Here is a 16,515-nt window from a genome sequence, read left to right as displayed (position 1 = left end):
AGCCAGCATCGCCTACGCGGCAATTCTCAGCCACACCTCAACGTCTGCCGCCTCGCCGAGGACACCAGCCGGTTCGTTCTAGCCACCGTTATGGCCGCCATGGTGGGGTTCTCGAACAGTCTCGGCGAGGAAGTCGGTCGTTATGGCATCGGAGTCTCACTCGTCTGCCCTTCGGAGGTCAACACCGACTACTTCGAACGGAACGATGCAGACATGGGGTGGTACCCCCGGATGTCGCAGTGGTTTCCGGTTCTGGAGCCCGAAGACGTCGCTCGACGAACTGTCCGGGCGATACGCACCAACCGGCGTGAGGCCATCTTTCCCTGGGAATGGCGCTGGCCACCTGGCTGCACAAGCGATTCCCGAAGATGGGGATCAGTGTTCTCAAAGCGCTCGGCTTGGCTTGTTCCGTCCACGCGTCATCCCGCCGGGGGAGCTGGCGGGCTTGCGAACAAGGCGAGAATGACAGCGTGGATCTGCACGACGGATTCGGCACGCGAACCCCGGAGCTGGAGCAGGTGGCTCACGGTGAGTCGTACGAAGATCTCGGTGATCGACTCCAGCGCGAATTCGTCGAGATCGGGCTTCCGAGAACGGATCTGATCGGCTACCACCTGCGTCGCCCGCCCGAGGACGACCTCTGAGTCGACGGTGACCAGCGACAGGAGTTCGCCGCCCTGGAGTCTGCCCGAGATGATCGACATCAGAAGCTCGTTGTCCTCACCAAGGGTCAGTGTGCGCTCCGCGGCGGCTGTGAGTCCGTCAACGATGTCCTGTTCGTCCGCGATGCCCTCGACGACCCCGTGGAGGAAGCGGTCTGCCTCGCGTGCGATCAGCGATGCCGCAAGCTGATCCCTGGTCCCGACCTCGTTGTAGAGGGTCGTACGGCTGATTCCGACCTCGCGCGCCACCCGGGACATGTTCACCGCGGACCATCCCCGTTCCACCACGAGATCGCGAGCGGAGTCGAGTATGCGATCGCGCAGCAGGTCGCGTACTTCGTCGTGGAAGCTCGGGGGCGTAGCCATGTGTCCATCATGCCCGAATTGGCATGCAGGCCTAAGGCGCCCGCCTGAGTGTTTGACACATTAGGCAATTATGTGTAGAAACAATACAGTTCATCTCACAGTGTCAACACACTGTGTCCGGCCGCACCGCCCCGCTTGGCCAGGACGGACAGAAGCGGCGACCGGCACACGGTCATCACAGGGACGTGTTCCTGTAGAGGCTCAATCAGCCACGTAATACCCACGCCCACAGACGATTGCGAGCATCCAATGAACGCTGAGGCGAGCGAGAAAGACACCGACTACGACGTCCTGGTGATCGGCTCCGGGTTCGGCGGCAGCGTCACCGCCCTTCGCCTGGCAGAGAAGGGCTACCGGGTCGGCGTTCTCGAAGCCGGCCGCAGATTCGACGATGCGGACTTCGCCAAGACCAGCTGGGACGTTCGACGATTCCTGTGGGCGCCGAAGCTGGGTGCGTACGGGATTCAGCGCATCCACCTACTTCGCGACTGTGTCATCTTGGCCGGGGCGGGAGTCGGGGGGGGCTCTCTCAACTACGCCAACACCCTTTACCAGCCGGGATCAGCATTCTTCGGCGATCCGCAGTGGGCGCACATCACAGACTGGGAAGACGAGCTGACGCCCTACTACGACCAGGCGCGTCGCATGCTGGGCGTGGTCACCAACCCGCACATGACGCCTGCCGACGAGATCATCCGGTCGGTGGCCGACGACATGAGTGTCGGCGACACGTTTGTCCAGACTCCGGTCGGGGTGTACTTCGGCGAGCCCGGTCGTACCGTGTCGGATCCCTACTTCGGTGGGGTCGGACCGGATCGCACCGGCTGCATCGAGTGCGGCGAGTGCATGACAGGTTGCCGTCACGGTGCCAAGAACACGCTGCTCAAGAACTACCTCGGGCTCGCCGAACGCGCTGGAGTGGTGGTGAATCCGCTGACCACCGTCACCGACGTGCGTCAGCGACCCGATGGCTCCTGGACAGTCGACACAGTCAAGACCGGTGCCTGGATTCGTAAGCGCGAGAAGGCGTTCACCGCTCACAATGTCGTCTTCGCGGCGGGTACCTGGGGTACCCAGCAGTTGCTGCACAAGCTCAAGGACTCCGGCCGCCTTCCTGAGCTCTCGACGCGACTGGGCGAGTTGACCAGGACCAACTCCGAGTCGATCCTCGGGGCCACCCGTTACCGCGTCGACGAATCCCTCGACCTCACCAAGGGCGTGGCGATCACGTCGTCGTTCTACCCCACGCCGGACACCCACGTCGAACCCGTCCGATACGGCAAGGGCTCCAACGCGATGGGGTTGTTGCAGGCGCCGATGACCGACGGCGACGGACGGTTGCCGCGATGGCTGCGATTCATCGGCGTCGCGCTCCGGGATCCACTCGCCACAGCACGTGTCCTGGCGGTGAAGGGCTGGAGCGAGCGGACCGTGATCGCACTGGTGATGCAAAACCTCGACAACTCGATCACCACTTTCACAAAGCGCGGTCTGTTCGGTCGCCGGCTCACCAGCAAGCAGGGGCACGGCGAGCCCAATCCCACCTGGATCCCCGCGGGCAACGAAGCCACGCGGCGCATCGCCGAGAAGATCGGCGGCACCTCCGCCGGAACGTGGGGCGAGGTGTTCAACGTGCCGATGACCGCACACTTCCTCGGCGGATGCGTGATCGGGGACGATGAGGACAACGGTGTGATCGACCCATATCACCGCGTGTACGGCTATCCGTCGCTGAGTGTGGTCGACGGTTCGGCCGTGTCCGCGAATCTGGGCGTCAACCCGTCGCTGACCATAGCTGCTCAGGCCGAGCGGGCCGCCGCGTTGTGGCCGAACAAGGGGGAGAAGGACCTTCGCCCGATCCAGGGTTCGGGTTATCGGCGCATCGAGCCCACCGAACCCCGGTCGCCGATCGTGCCGGTCTCGGCGCCTGGAGCGCTGCGACTGCCCATCATTCCTGTCCGTCGAGTGGCAGACGAGAAGATCTCGCGGGCCGCAACGCGTGAGAGCTCCGACGCCCGATGAGCGCACTCGCCCCCGAAACAGCGCTCCCGGAACGACGCCAATCGTCAACGCTCGCACCGGTTCTCAAGAAGGCGCGCCACGGTACCGAAATGGTCGGCGACTTCTTCCTCACCTTCTGGGGCATCGTCAAGATGCTCCCACGGCGTCCCTTCCAGTGGCGTGAGCTGGTGGCGCAGGCGTGGTTCATCGCGAGCGTATCGATTGTCCCGACCATGCTGATGTCGATCCCGTTCTGCGTCATGGTGGTGTTCCAGATCAACGTTCTGCTGAACGAGATCGGTGCGATCGACCTGTCCGGTGCGGGCGCGGGTGTGGCCGTCATCCGAGAGATCGGACCCATCGTCACGGTTCTCGTCGTCGCGGGCGCAGGTGCCACCGCGATCTGCGCCGATCTCGGTTCGCGCACCATCCGCGAAGAGATCGACGCCATGAAGGTGCTCGGTATCGACCCGATCCAGCGACTCGCAGTTCCGCGCGTGATCGCCTCCTGCGGCGTCGCGGTGTTCCTGAACGGCCTGGTGACCGCCATCGGCCTGGCCGGGGGATACGTGTACGGCGTCTTCCTCCAAGGTGCCACGCCGGGTCAATACATCACCGCGATCCCGATCCTCACCGGAATTCCCGACCTACTCATCAGCGAGCTCAAGGCCGGCATCTTCGGTCTGCTGGCCGCACTGGTGGCCTGCCATCTCGGCTTCAACGCGGGAGGCGGACCGAAGGGTGTCGGCGACGCCGTGAACCAGACCGTTGTCTTCAGCTTTGTGCTGCTGTTCCTCGCGAACGCGGTCATCACCACGCTCGCACTGCACTGAAGGCCTCGACATGACTGCGCGAACACAAGAGCAGGGACCACGTTGACATCGACTCAGATGCCCACCGAACCGTCGCGGCGACTGACCGACCGGTTGGACGCCGGGAAGGCGCTGAAGCCCGCCGAATCCTTCGGAGAGAAACTGGCGTTCTACGGGGTGGCGCTGCGGGCGGTACCCAAGGCGATGACCCACTATCGTCGCGAGACCTTGCGCCTGCTAGCTGAGGTGTCGCTCGGCGCAGGTGCACTCGCCATCATCGGCGGGACCGTCGTGATCATCGGATTCCTCACGGCTGCAGCCGGATACGAGGTCGGTCAACAGGGATCGAGTTCACTGGGGCGCGTCGGTGTGGAAGCGATGTCGGGCTTCATTTCCGCCTTCTTCAACACCCGCGAAGCGATCCCGGTCATTGCTGGCGTCGCACTCACGGCGACGGTGGGCTCCGGTTTCACTGCGCAACTCGGTGCCATGCGCGTGAGCGAGGAGATCGACGCGCTCGAGGTGATGTCGGTTCAGTCGCTGCCCTATCTGGTGTCGACGCGGATCGCGGCGGGACTCGCCGCTGTGGTGCCGCTGTACGCGATCGCCCTCTTCACCGGGTACGCCGCCACCAAGTTCGTGAGCGTGTTCCTGTCGGACCAGTCGCCGGGCACCTACGACCACTACTTCCGGCTGTTCTTGCAGCCCGGTGACATCGCGATCTCACTGTTGAAGGTGATCGTCATGGCGGTCGCCGTGATGGCGGTGCACTGCTACTACGGCTACAACGCCAGCGGTGGACCGGCCGGGGTCGGCGTCGCTGTCGGCCACGCCGTCCGCACGTCACTGATCATCATCATGATGGTCGACTTCATCGTCGGTATCGCCTTGTACGGCGGCGTCCACGCGACTGTGCGGGTGTCGGGATGATCGAACACTCACGCAGACAACACCTGCTGTACGCGTTCGTCGCCTTCGCCGTGGTGGTGGGCGTCGTCGTGGCTGCGCTGATGTCGTACAACGGCAGGTTCCAGGCCACCGGGTCCATCTACCTGAACGCCCCGCGCACGGGGCTGCTGCTGGTGCCTGGATCGGACGTCAAGCTGTACGGCGTAGTGATCGGTCGTGTCGCATCTGTCGACGTGTACGGCGATCACGCTCGCATCGAGCTGGCGGTGGAGGAAGACCAGCTCGGCGATCTGCCGACGAACGTCCGGGCGGAGATGGAGCCGACCACGCTCTTCGGCCGCAAGTACGTCGCGCTGACGATGCCGGAGCAGCCGGCGGCATCGACGTTGAGCGCCGGTGCCACCATCGACACCTCGCAAACGCCGGTCGAGGTCTACGACACTTTCGAGTTGCTTGTCGGAATTCTCGACCGTGTGGACCCGGCGCGGGTGAATGCAACCCTGACCGCTGTGCAGACCGGCACCGTCGATCGGGGCGAGAAGCTCGGCGAGCTGGTCGACTCGGTGAACACCTACCTCGCGACCTTCAACAAGTCACTGCCAACTCTGCAACGGGATCTCGAGCTCGGTGCGGACAATCTCGACACATTCGCCGGACTGTCACCGGACCTGATGGCCACCGTCCGTCACCTCACCACCACCTCGAAGACGATTGTGGAGAACCAGTCGCAGCTGACTGCGTTCCTGTTGAGCTTCACCGAGTTCGGGAACACCGGCAACCGGTTCATGACTAACGCGGGCACGCCACTGGTGAAGGCCGCCGACGCCCTGGCGCCGCCGGCGCAGGTGCTCGGAGACTACGGACCGATCTACCCGTGCTTCCTGGACGGACTGAACACGAGCCGCAAATATCTCGAGCGGGCGTTCGGCGGAGCGAGACCGGGCCTCGACATCGTCGGCACCCTGCTCATCGGCGACCCGCCATACCGACCGGGCATCGACGCGCCCGAACACACGGCAGGAACGGCGGGACCGAGCTGCTACGGCTACCCGCGCGCACCCGGCGAAAAGGGGCCGGGGCACGTCGACTTCGACGACGGCAGTCACGCGTACCGCGATGTGAAGTCGATCGAAGACGTCATCGGAAACCCGTTCGCCTCGATGATCTACGGAATGACGAAATGACAATCACCGGACCGGCCATCAAGCTGGGGATCTTTCTCGCTGTCAGCTCGCTGATCACCTCGGCTCTGTTCGTGATCGTCGGCGACCTGCGTTTCGGTCCGACAACGGTTTTCCGCGCTCAGTTCATGTCCGCATCCGGCCTGCGGACCGGCGACGACGTCAAGGTGGCCGGTGTGGTGGTCGGGAAGGTCACCGATGTGGACATCGTGGACTCCGGTGCGGCTGCGCAGACGGGTCTGGGAGCAGAGGTCCGTATGGACGTCGACTCCCACATCCCGGTGACGACCACCACCAACGCCTACATCAGGTACAAGAACCTGATCGGTGATCGGTACCTCGAGCTGAAGACCGACCCCGGAGACGTGGGTAGGAGGCGGTCAGCCGACAGCGTGATCCCGGTATCGCAGACCAAGCCGGCTCTCGACATGGATGCACTCGTCAACGGGTTCAAACCCCTACTGACCGGGGTGAATCCAGAGCAGACCAACAAGCTGTCCGCTGCGCTGGTCTCGGTACTCAACGGCCGCACAGCCGATATCAGCGATCTGATCACCCAAATGGGTGAACTCGGCGAAACCATCGCCGATCGCGACGCGACGATCGGATCGGTGGTCACCGATCTGAACACCGTGCTCGTAACGGTAGCGGATCGCCGGGAGGCCTTCGGCAGCGTCGTCGTCCAGTTGCAGGAGCTGGTCTCCGAGCTTGCCGGTGATCGCCGGCTGATCGCCGACGGCCTCACGAACATCGCGGGCGCGACCACCGAGCTCGACGAGCTGCTGTCCCGAGCCCGCCCCGATCTCACCTCCGACATCGAGCATCTGCGCGGTCTGGCCCAGAACCTGAACAGCAACACTTCAACGATCAACATGCTGCTCGCGAAGATGCCGGAGGCCTATCGGCTTCTGGGCAGGTCGTCGGGCTACGGCAGTTTTGTGAACTTCTTCGTGTGCGGCCTCGCGATCCGCTATCCGACGCTCGACGGCGGACATGCGGACACACCGATGGTCCAAGTCCCAGCTCGGCGCTGTAAGTGAGGGAGACAACCAGATGAGGTCAAAACATCATGAGATCTGACGACTCCCGCCGTCGAATCCGGGCCGGTCTAATCGGAATCGGCGCGATACTCGCGGTTCTCGCGCTCGCGTTCAACTACCGCTCGATTCCGTTCCTGCCCGGCGTGACCGTCGTGGTCGCCGAGTTCTCCGACGCCAGTGGCCTGAATCCCGACGACGAAGTGCACATCGCCGGCGTGGCCGCGGGGAGTGTGCAGTCGATCGAGCTCGCCGAGGACCACGTCGACGTGACGATGCGGCTCACCGACGGCTGGGAGAAGCTCGGTTCCGAGACCACGGCCTCGATCAAGGTCGAGACCGCGCTCGGGCGTCGCTTCGTCCAACTCACGACCGCCGGCCCCGGCGAGCTCGGCGACCGAATCCCGGTGTCGCGGACAAGTTCCGGCTTCGACCTCACCGAGTCACTCGACCAGCTCACCGAGACCGTCGGAGACACCGACAAGAAGAGCGTCGTCGACGCGGTCGAGAGCCTCGACAAGGTCATGAACGATCTCCCGTCCGACATCGGCGGCTCCCTGGAGAACGTCGCCGCTGCGGCACGGACGGTGTCGTCGCGCGATGCCGGAATCCGGACGCTTCTGCAGAAGGCCGATTCGGTTTCCGACGTGCTGGCCGAGCGAAAGGGCAACATCACCAGGCTCATCGACGACGGGTCGGTGCTGTTCGAGACCCTCGTCGATCGGGCCGAGGTGATCCGCAGGCTGCTCACCAGCCTGCGCGCAGTATCCACCGAGATAGAGACGTTCGTCCATGACACCGGATCGTCCACCCCACAGATGCTCGAGGAGGTCCGTCAGGTGACGGCCACGCTCAACGCCAACTACGCCAACCTCGAAAAGTCGATCAAGGGGATGCGCACATTCGTCATGCAATTCGCCGACGTCCTGGGCAGCGGACCGTTCTTCTCAGTACTGCTCCAGAACATCACGCCGGCCAATCTCCGCGGCCAGCAGCCGGGCAGTCCGGGAGGCGGGCGATGAGCACGTCATCAGCCGTCAACCGACTCGGCGGGCCCGCGGTCATCGCCCTCGTCATCGTCGCCATGGTGGCCGTGACCGCGGCGAAGGTATGGGAGAGCACGCACACCTCACGGGCCACAATCTGGTTCACGGACGGCACCGGGCTGTTCGTCGGCGATCCGGTCAAGATGCGCGGCGTCACCATCGGCACTGTCGAAGCAGTGGAGGCCACACCGGCGAAGGTTCGCGTCGAGGTCTCGTACGACGACTCGGCGTACGTGGACTCCGAGGCACGGGCGGCGATCGTGGCGCCGACCCTCGTCTCCGGTCGGTATGTTCAGTTCGTCAACCCGGTCAAGCGATCGCCGGCTGGTGCGCTGGAAGACGATGCCGTGGTGGAGGTCGGCCGGACCGCGGTCCCGGTCGGGTACGACGAGATCAAGAAGCAGGTGACCGACCTCGCGCACCAACTCGGACCTTCCACCGGCGATGAGAAGGGGGCGCTCAGCCGACTCATCGACACCTCGGCCGGTGCGCTCGACACCAGCGGCGGCTCACTCCGGAAGTCGGTCGATGCGCTCTCCGACGCGATGAGGACGCTCTCCGCGGCCGGCCCCGACCTGTTCAGCACAGTCCGCAATCTCCAGCAGGTCGTCACCGCGCTGCGCACCGCCGACCAGCAGATCGTCGGTTTCGCCTCGCAACTCGACGACGCGTCGGCCGTGCTCGACGACAATCGGACGCAACTCGATGCCGCGATCCGTGCCCTCAACTCGATGGCCCCACGCCTGCGCGACTACTTGAAGCAGAACCAGGGTGCGCTAAGCCGTGACGTCAAGGACCTCACCAGGGTGTCCCGACTGCTCGTCGACAGGCAGGACGATCTGGCTCAGATCCTGCACACGGCGCCGACCGCGCTGTCGAACCTCTACAACATCTACGACCCGGACTCGAACTCACTGACGGCCGGTCTCGCGGTGGCCGACTTCCCGGATCCGGTGTCGCTCATCTGTGCACTGCTGACAACCGTGGACGCTCCCAAGTCGGAATGCCAGAAGGCCGAGACCACCCTGACCCGGGTCATCACGTCCGAGATGGCACGCTCGACCGGTCGCCCCGAGGAGGGAGGACGCTGATGGGACACAAGCGCTTTCACGTCGGCGCGGGACTGATCGCGGCGGCCGTCGCGATGTCGACGGTGGCGGGCTGTCGGTTCGACGGCGCCAACTCGTTGTCACTGCCAGGCGACGCCGTCTCCGGTGACAGCTACAGCATCACCGTCCAGTTAGCCGACGTGCAGAACCTGGTGTCGAACTCCCTGGTCAAGCTCGACAACGCGAATGTCGGGCAGATCCGGTCCATCACAGTGCGCGAGTCGTTCGCCGAAGTGGACGTGGAGCTCTCCGAGGGAGTGGAGATCCCGAACGGTTCGACCGTGAAGCTGGCACAGACCTCGGTGCTGGGCGCGCAGTACCTGGAGTTCATTCCTCCCGCGGAGCAGACGCCGGGCAAGCTGTTGCCCGGCGACACACTCGATGTCAACAGCTCCGCAGCCTATCCGTCGACCGAGTCGGTGCTGGCGGCCTTGTCGCTGATCCTCAACGGCAGTGGCCTCGAACAGCTCCGGTCGATCATGACCGAGCTCAACGACGCCACCGATGGCCGCACAGCCGCTGCCAACCGAGCGATATCTCAACTCAAGACCTTCGTCTCCGGACTACACAAGCAACGTGATGACATCGGCCGCGCCATCGATTCGCTCGGCAAGCTCAGCGCCACGCTGGCCGATCAGAGTTCGACCGTGGCGGAGGGCATCGACAACCTGGAACCCGCCCTGACCGTGCTGGCGGACCAACGCGAGGAGCTGGTCACGATGCTCGATCGCGTAGGAGTGTTCGGCGCAAAGGTGGGCAGCGTGATCGCACGCAGCAACGCCGATCTGAACTCCATTGCCGCGGAACTCCGTCCCGCACTGAAGGGGCTCGAGGAGTCCGGCGACGACCTGGTCGGCTCGCTCATCGTCGGGCTCACCGTTCCGTTCCCGGTGACCGTCATCGACAAGGGAATGAAGGGTGACTACCAGAACCTCTTCCTGACCCTCGACCTGTCGGTGGGCGCCATACGCGACAAGGTGCTCGGCAGTATTCCCAAGGTGGCCCTGGCCAGGATGGCGACCTCGCGGCAAGCCGCGGACCCACTCCGCGCTCCATTCGGACTGCGCACCCCCACAACGGATCACAGCCCATCGAAAAAGACCTCACCGCAGCCCGCCGGGATGGGGGGCCCCCGATGAAACTCACCAGACTGGTGCGATGGCAGCTCGTCGTATTCGCTGTCCTCACCGTGGTCAGCGTAGTCTACGGGACTGTCACCTACGTCGGCATCGGTCGGGTCACCGGCATCGGATCGTATCGCGTGGTCGCCGAGTTCGACACCGCCGGCGGCATTTACGAGACCGGACTGGTGACCTATCGAGGTGTAACCGTGGGACGGGTGGATTCGGTAGACGTCGATCTGGCCGACTTGTCGGCGCCGGTTCGCATCACCCTGCGCATCGATTCGGACAACACGATCCCGCGAAACAGTGCGGCGCACATCAGGAGTCAGTCTGCGGTCGGGGAACAATACGTGGATCTGATTCCCCGCGACAACGGCGGGCCCGCGCTGACGGACGGAGACGTGTTGTCGGCCAAGGGCAATGAGGCGCCCACGCCCACCAAAGACGTCCTGGAGAGGACCATGAACCTCGTTGCGACGATCTCGCCCCAGAATCTGGAGACGACCGTCGACGAGGTGTCCGACGGGCTAGGACAGACCGGTGATCGCCTGGCTCGGTTGATCGACGCATCACAGCGGCTGCTCGAGTTGGCGCAGATCGATATCGGCCCCACCACCCGGCTGATCGACGACGCCGAACCGCTGTTGACCACTGGCAACCGGGTGGCCGCCGACCTGACCTCTGCGGTGGCGAACCTCGCGTCGTTCACCGATCAGCTCGCGCTGAGCGATGAACACTTGCGGACTCTGCTGACCCAGACCCCGTCGGCAGCCGACCAGGTGTCGGCCACCCTGACCGAGCTGACGCCTACGCTGCCGACGCTGCTCGCCGACCTCCAGTCCGTGGGACAGGTGCTGCGCGTCAACGTCCCCAACCTCCGGCACATCCTGACCGTCTATCCGGCGTTCACGTCGGGAACCCTGAACTCGGTCGACGGCTACGCGCTCGGCCAGAGTCCGCAGGCTCCACTCGACATCAAGCTCGGAAACACGCTGAACCCGCCCCCGTGCACCGAGGGATATGGCGGCAGCCGACGTCGTGACGCATCGGACATGCGGACTGTGCCGGTGGTTCCGGACCAGTACTGCGACGCGCGCCCCGACAACCCGAAGGTGGCGCGTGGCGCCCGGAACGTCCCGTGCGCGACCGACCCCCGCGTGAGGACTCCCTTAGTGGCCGATTGCCCCGGGGGACTTCCGTCCACGTGGCCGGAGATGTTGTCGCGTCCGCACTCTATGGGCGACGCCGGCGGTGACCCAGGGGCGAAGAGGGTGCCGAAGCGCTTACGTACAGCGTCGAAGCCGGTGCCGTATTCGGAGACCACCGGAAGGTTCCGAGGGCCCGACGGGGTGACGTACTTCGTGGGAACACCCACCAACTCAGCTTCGGCGAAAGGAAAGGCGACATGGCAGTCGTTACTGATCAAGTAGAGGCCACCGGTCCGGAAGTCGACGACGACGCGGTCGGCCCGGAGAGCGCCGGCGAAGGGGCGGGCACTGCTCCACTCCGGTCCGTGGTCACCGTGTGGGCGCTGGTGGCGGCCCTCGTGGCGGTGCTCGCGCTGCTCGGCGTGAAGGGCACCGATCTCTATCAGGCCAAGCAGGACGAGAAGCGGAACTCTGAGGTACTCGACGTCACCCGCGAGGTGGTCGCCGGACTCGTCAGCCTCGACTACCGCCGGTCGAAGGCCGACCTGGATCGGATCAAGTCCGTCGCCACCGGATCCTTTCAGCAGCAGTTTGAACAGCTGGCGACGTCGTTCGAGCAGGTCCTTTCCTCCGGCGAGGTCCTCTCGACTGGATCGGTCAAGGAGGCGGGGATCATCACCGCCGACGACGACGCCGCGCAGGTCCTGGCCGCGGTCAGCTCGATCGTCAAGAACACCGAGGCACCCGACGGGCAGCAACGCGTCTATCGGATGAAGGTGGATCTGACGGCCGCCGACCATGCGTGGAAGGTCAGCAACGTGGAGTTCGTGTCATGAACGCGGGGAGCGCGGACCAAGAGGCGTCGACCGACGCGAAGGCGGCAGAACCGAGGAGGAAGCCATGAACAAGGTTGTGGAGCAAGATATCTCATCCGAGTTCGCCGAGGCGGAGGTGGATCGCGACGTCGACACCGACGCGGCGCCTACCGACGGCGCCGAGAAGCAGGACAAGGTGCGCGGCGGTCATGTCAAACGACTCGGCCCCGTCGTTGTGAGCTGGCCCGCCAGACTTTCGACAAAGGCGCGTAACGGGTTGGTCAGGGTGCTGGCGGCACTCGTGATCGCCGGCGCCGGTGGACTCGGCTACGTGTGGTTCGCGACGAGCGCGGCGACGACGGAGGCATCGGCGGGGCAGTCCGCGCTTGCATCGGCACGTACCGACATCCCCAAACTGCTCAGTTATGACTACCGAACAGTCGACACCGCGCTGCCCGAAGCTGCCGAGACCATGCTGACCGGCAGGTTCCTCGACGAATACACCCAACTGGGCGAATCAGTTATTCAACCTGCTGCCAAGAAGGAGCAGATCGTCACGAACGCCGAGGTGGTCGACGCCGCACTCGTCGCGTCGGACGCCGATCACGCAACCGTCCTGCTCTTCGTCAACCAGACGACGTCCAAGAAGGACGCTGAGGGGCCGCGACTCGACGGCAGCCGCATTCGCGTCCAGATGGCCAAGGACGGCGATCGCTGGAAGATCTCCGAATTCACACCGGTGTAGCCGCGGAAACCCTGAGCCATCCACACCACACCATGGAGAACAACTCATGACTCTCACCACCGATTTCACCACAGTCGCGGAGCTCGACAGTGCGCTGCTACGACTCAGCGCAGGCGAGCGCCGGTGGGCAGACCTCCCGCTGACCCGGCGCGCCGACCTTCTGCAACAGGTGGCGCACCAGGCGGCCGAGCAGGCATCGGATTGGGTTGAGGCCGCGTGCCGTGCGAAGCGGATCTCGCCCTCATCGCCGCTCGCAGGCGAAGAATGGCTGTCGGGGCCGTACCCGGTCATCACGAACGCTGCCACGCTGGCCCGTTCTCTGCGCGACCTGAGCTGCGGCGACAGTCCCATCGCCCACGTACCGACTTCCGTCGCTCCCGGCGGTCGTGTTGCGCTCGACGTCTTTCCCCATCAGATCTGGGATCGGCTACTGCTGTCGGGCGTCTCGGCCAAGGTCTGGCTGAAGCCGGGGGTGAGTGTCACCCAGGCGCGGTCGGCGGCGGGATTGGCGCAACTCGACCCCGCGACGACGCACGGCATGTCAGTCGTCCTCGGCGCCGGCAACATCACCTCGATCGCCGTGCTGGACACCCTGTACGAGCTGATCGCGCACAATCGCGTCGTGATCCTCAAACTGAACCCCGTCTTGGGCGAGATGTTCGACGCGATCAACGCCGTCCTGCGACCCCTGTCCGAGCGCGGCTTCGTGGAGGTCGTCAGGGGCGGTGTCGAGGTCGGCTCGTATCTCGTCGATCACCCGAATGTGGCGCATGTCCACATCACCGGAAGCTCGGCAAGTCACGACGCCATCGTCTTCGGCACCGGCCCGGAAGGCGAGGCCCGTCGCCGGGCCGGCGTACCGAAGCTCGGCAAGACCATCACCAGTGAACTCGGCGGCGTATCACCCACCGTCGTCGTCCCCACCGGGTGGTCGGCCAAGGACATCCGTTTCCAGGCGGAGCACCTGGCCACCCAGCGTCTGCACAACGGCGGCTACAACTGCATCGCCGCCCAGGTTGCCGTGATCCCGTCCGAGTGGTCCAAGAAAGGGGAGTTCCTCCGGGAACTCCGCGACCAGATCGACAAGGCTCCCGCGCGGCCAGCCTATTACCCCGGAAGCGACCAACGGGTCGCCGCGGCAGCCGACCGGCACGCCACGGCCAACGCACGCGAGAACGGCCGGCTGCTGATCGAGGGGCTCTCACCGGACCAGGTGGCCGAGGCCTTCACCGTGGAGTACTTCTCGCCCGTGCTGGCCGTCGTGGAGATCCCCGGAGACGGGATTGCCTACCTCCGGGCAGCGAGCCGCTTCGTCAATGAGCGGCTCGAGGGCACTCTCGGCGCCAACGTCTTGGTGCACCCGAGATACCGCCGCAAGCTCGGTCGAGAGTTCGAGTGGTTCGTGGAATCGCTCCGCTACGGCACGATTGCGATCAACGCGTGGACGGGGGTCGGTTATCTCACCGCAGCAGCACCATGGGGCGGCTTTCCCGGTGCGACCCTCGTCGATGTCGAGAGCGGAATCGGATTGGTACACAACGCATCACTGGTGGACGACACAGAGCGCACGGTCGTGACCGGCCCGTTCCGCCCGCTGAGCCGATCTCTGATCACCGGCCAGCTGTCGATCACGCCGAAGCCGGCGTGGTTCGTCAGGAACACGCATGCGCACCATGTAGGCCGAAAGATGGTTGCATTCGCGGCAGATCCGAAGGCCACCCGGCTGCCGTCGCTCTTTGCGTCCGCCTTACGCGGCTGACGCACCGCGCGCAGCGAGGTGCCCCGTCACGAAGCGTACGGGGTGTGGTGCGTCCACCTCAGGCCGGCTCGAGCGCCCGCTTGGCCTTCTCCAACGCGGCGAGCGTGCGCAACACGGAGTCGCGCTTCGCGGTCAGGTCGGACACCTTGGCCTTGCCACTCAAGCCGCCATCCTTCTGCGCGACCTGCAGACGTTCCTCGATCTCGGTGAGCTGCGCCAGGAGGCTCTGCGCCCGGCTCATGAGCTCGGCGCGGTCGGGTCGTGAGACGTTCGCCGGCCCGGCGACGCCGGACCTGACATTCTGCGGCTTGGTGGCCACCGCCTTCCCGCCTGCCTTCGTGGGCAGTCGTCGTCGCGGTTCGACGCTTCGCCGCCGGGAAGCAGCAGGGGGAGTCTGCGTGCGCGTCTGGTTGAGCACCGTCCGCGCCTCTCGCCGCGGAACTCCGCGATTTCGTCGGTGGACGAGCACCACACGCAAACACTCGAAGTGGTTTCGGTCACGAACGCATCGGCAGCAGCGGGATTCACGGGGAAAAGAGTACGAAACAAAGTTTTTCACCCGGAAATCGGGTTTCCGGTACACCGTATCCCGCCGCTGACTTGACCCGCCGGACCGTCCCCGACGCGCTGTTCATCGTCGTCGAGCAACTCGGACCCACCCTCGTCGTTGCGGACACGAGCTCGAGCCGGCGGCGGGGCAGTGGCGTTTACCGGCCACCCCCGGCGGGAACCTCATCTGCGTGCGATTACCTTCGGTACAGATGACGACGTGTCGGGCTGGAACAACCGGCCCTGCTCGACGGTGACGACCGTGTACCTGGCCGAGGCATTGCTGGTTGTGGCGGAGGGTCAGCAACCTCCGGGTCTGATGCCGGCCCGGCAGCAGATGGCGGTGTCCCTGGGCTGGCACATCGTCCTTGCGTGTTTCGGGGTGGCGTTCCCGACGATGATCTTCGTGATGCGCCGTCGCGGCATCGTGCGCGACGGCCCTGTCGCAATGGGACTGGCCCGACGGTGGGCCAAGGTGTCGGCAGTGCTGTTCGCGATCGGCGCGGTCTCGGGCACGATCCTCAGCTTCGAGATGGGTCTGCTGTGGCCCGGTTTGATGGGCCGGTTCGGTGACGTGCTGGGATTGCCATTCGCGTTCGAAGGGCTGTCGTTCTTCGTCGAGGCGATCTTCCTCGGGATCTACCTCTACGGCTGGGACCGCATGCCGCCTCGACGCCATCTGCTGATGCTGATTCCGATGGGCATCGCCGGGGTCGTCGGGACGTTCTGCGTGGTCTCGGTCAATGAGGTTCCCCCCGAACCGTAGAGGCATCGATAATGAGGAGCACGATGCCAGAGAAGCGGAAGAAGTACGACCGGGAGTTTCGTGATGGGGCGGTCCGGATCGTCGAGGAGACAGGTAAGCCGATCGCCCAGGTCGCTCGAGACCTGGGGGTCAACGAGGGCACCTTGGGTAACTGGGTCAACCGGGCGCGCGCCGAGCGGGAGGGCCGCGGCGAGCTGACCGTTGATGACGCTGCTGAGCTCAAACGGTTGCGTGACGAGGTCGCCGAGCTGCGCATGGAGCGTGATGTCCTCAAGCGATCAGTGGTCCTGTGGGTGAAGGAGGCGGGCCCAATCCCCGGGTGAGGCAACGGGTTTGCACATCACCCGGGGCTATCGCCGGGACACCATCGACCGGGCCGTGGCGGTGGCGTTCGACAAGGCCCGCGGCCTGCACGGGTCACCGCGCCTGCATGCGGATCTGCGTGCTGACGGGTGGACGGTGACCGAGAAGACTGTCGCTGATTCG

Annotated in this window: 16 protein-coding genes; 14 read left to right on the top strand and 2 right to left on the bottom strand. The window is 65.0% G+C overall.

Features of this window, described 5'->3' with window-relative positions:
- Positions 1–419 precede the first annotated feature (419 nt).
- Entirely contained in the window at positions 420–1,028 is a 609-nt protein-coding gene (locus ACZ4TW_RS23425) for a TetR/AcrR family transcriptional regulator (RefSeq protein WP_005201328.1), read from the bottom strand.
- A gap of 249 nt (positions 1,029–1,277) precedes the next feature.
- Between ACZ4TW_RS23425 and ACZ4TW_RS23420 the strand changes: the two genes are divergently transcribed.
- The 12 genes from ACZ4TW_RS23420 (at position 1,278) to ACZ4TW_RS23365 (ending at position 14,714) form a co-directional block, all read left to right on the top strand.
- Positions 1,278–3,050 carry a GMC oxidoreductase gene (locus ACZ4TW_RS23420; RefSeq protein ID WP_005201331.1) on the top strand — a complete coding sequence of 591 codons (1,773 nt, stop codon included), beginning with the start codon at positions 1,278–1,280 and terminating at the stop codon, positions 3,048–3,050.
- 89 nt (positions 3,051–3,139) lie between these two features.
- A complete protein-coding gene (locus ACZ4TW_RS23415) occupies positions 3,140–3,862 on the top strand; it encodes an MlaE family ABC transporter permease (protein ID WP_010844851.1) in 723 nt (240 codons plus the stop codon).
- A 57-nt stretch (positions 3,863–3,919) separates the two neighbouring features.
- Positions 3,920–4,771 (top strand): MlaE family ABC transporter permease, encoded by an 852-nt coding sequence (locus ACZ4TW_RS23410; protein WP_006369842.1) that lies wholly within the window; start codon positions 3,920–3,922, stop codon positions 4,769–4,771.
- Complete coding sequence (locus tag ACZ4TW_RS23405; RefSeq protein WP_005201337.1) at positions 4,768–5,934, top strand: MCE family protein; 1,167 nt, start codon at positions 4,768–4,770, stop codon at positions 5,932–5,934. The genes ACZ4TW_RS23410 and ACZ4TW_RS23405 overlap by 4 nt, the downstream gene beginning before the upstream one ends.
- Positions 5,931–6,971, top strand: coding sequence for an MCE family protein (locus tag ACZ4TW_RS23400; RefSeq protein WP_005201339.1), 1,041 nt, complete (start codon positions 5,931–5,933; stop codon positions 6,969–6,971). The genes ACZ4TW_RS23405 and ACZ4TW_RS23400 overlap by 4 nt, the downstream gene beginning before the upstream one ends.
- A gap of 29 nt (positions 6,972–7,000) precedes the next feature.
- On the top strand, positions 7,001–7,990 hold the full coding sequence (locus tag ACZ4TW_RS23395) for an MCE family protein (protein WP_005201341.1): 990 nt from the start codon (positions 7,001–7,003) through the stop codon (positions 7,988–7,990).
- Positions 7,987–9,105 (top strand): MCE family protein, encoded by a 1,119-nt coding sequence (locus tag ACZ4TW_RS23390; protein ID WP_005201342.1) that lies wholly within the window; start codon positions 7,987–7,989, stop codon positions 9,103–9,105. The genes ACZ4TW_RS23395 and ACZ4TW_RS23390 overlap by 4 nt, the downstream gene beginning before the upstream one ends.
- Entirely contained in the window at positions 9,105–10,262 is a 1,158-nt protein-coding gene (locus ACZ4TW_RS23385; RefSeq protein WP_006369841.1) for an MCE family protein, read from the top strand. Before ACZ4TW_RS23390 ends, ACZ4TW_RS23385 begins: the two co-directional genes overlap by 1 nt.
- A complete protein-coding gene (locus ACZ4TW_RS23380) occupies positions 10,259–11,677 on the top strand; it encodes an MCE family protein (protein ID WP_005201346.1) in 1,419 nt (472 codons plus the stop codon). Before ACZ4TW_RS23385 ends, ACZ4TW_RS23380 begins: the two co-directional genes overlap by 4 nt.
- Positions 11,678–11,760: 83 nt before the next feature.
- The gene (locus tag ACZ4TW_RS23375) at positions 11,761–12,231 is read left to right on the top strand and encodes a hypothetical protein (protein WP_465546852.1); all 471 of its coding nucleotides are present in this window, start codon (positions 11,761–11,763) and stop codon (positions 12,229–12,231) included.
- Between the two features lie 64 nt (positions 12,232–12,295).
- The gene (locus ACZ4TW_RS23370; protein WP_005201351.1) at positions 12,296–12,955 is read left to right on the top strand and encodes a hypothetical protein; all 660 of its coding nucleotides are present in this window, start codon (positions 12,296–12,298) and stop codon (positions 12,953–12,955) included.
- A 46-nt stretch (positions 12,956–13,001) separates the two neighbouring features.
- A complete protein-coding gene (locus ACZ4TW_RS23365; protein ID WP_006369840.1) occupies positions 13,002–14,714 on the top strand; it encodes an aldehyde dehydrogenase family protein in 1,713 nt (570 codons plus the stop codon).
- Between the two features lie 58 nt (positions 14,715–14,772).
- Here ACZ4TW_RS23365 and ACZ4TW_RS23360 read toward each other — a convergent pair whose 3' ends face one another.
- The gene (locus ACZ4TW_RS23360) at positions 14,773–15,033 is read right to left on the bottom strand and encodes a hypothetical protein (RefSeq protein WP_010844852.1); all 261 of its coding nucleotides are present in this window, start codon (positions 15,031–15,033) and stop codon (positions 14,773–14,775) included.
- 450 nt (positions 15,034–15,483) lie between these two features.
- Between ACZ4TW_RS23360 and ACZ4TW_RS23355 the strand changes: the two genes are divergently transcribed.
- Both ACZ4TW_RS23355 and ACZ4TW_RS23350 read left to right on the top strand, forming a co-directional pair.
- Positions 15,484–16,029 carry a cytochrome ubiquinol oxidase subunit I gene (locus tag ACZ4TW_RS23355; RefSeq protein WP_005201356.1) on the top strand — a complete coding sequence of 182 codons (546 nt, stop codon included), beginning with the start codon at positions 15,484–15,486 and terminating at the stop codon, positions 16,027–16,029.
- Between the two features lie 23 nt (positions 16,030–16,052).
- On the top strand, positions 16,053–16,352 hold the full coding sequence (locus tag ACZ4TW_RS23350; protein ID WP_006369839.1) for a transposase: 300 nt from the start codon (positions 16,053–16,055) through the stop codon (positions 16,350–16,352).
- Positions 16,353–16,515 lie beyond the last annotated feature (163 nt).

The organism is Agromyces sp. NPDC029043 (genome assembly GCF_055564615.1).
Note: the sequence above shows the minus strand (reverse complement) of the source record. Positions and strands in the feature narration are given on the sequence as shown.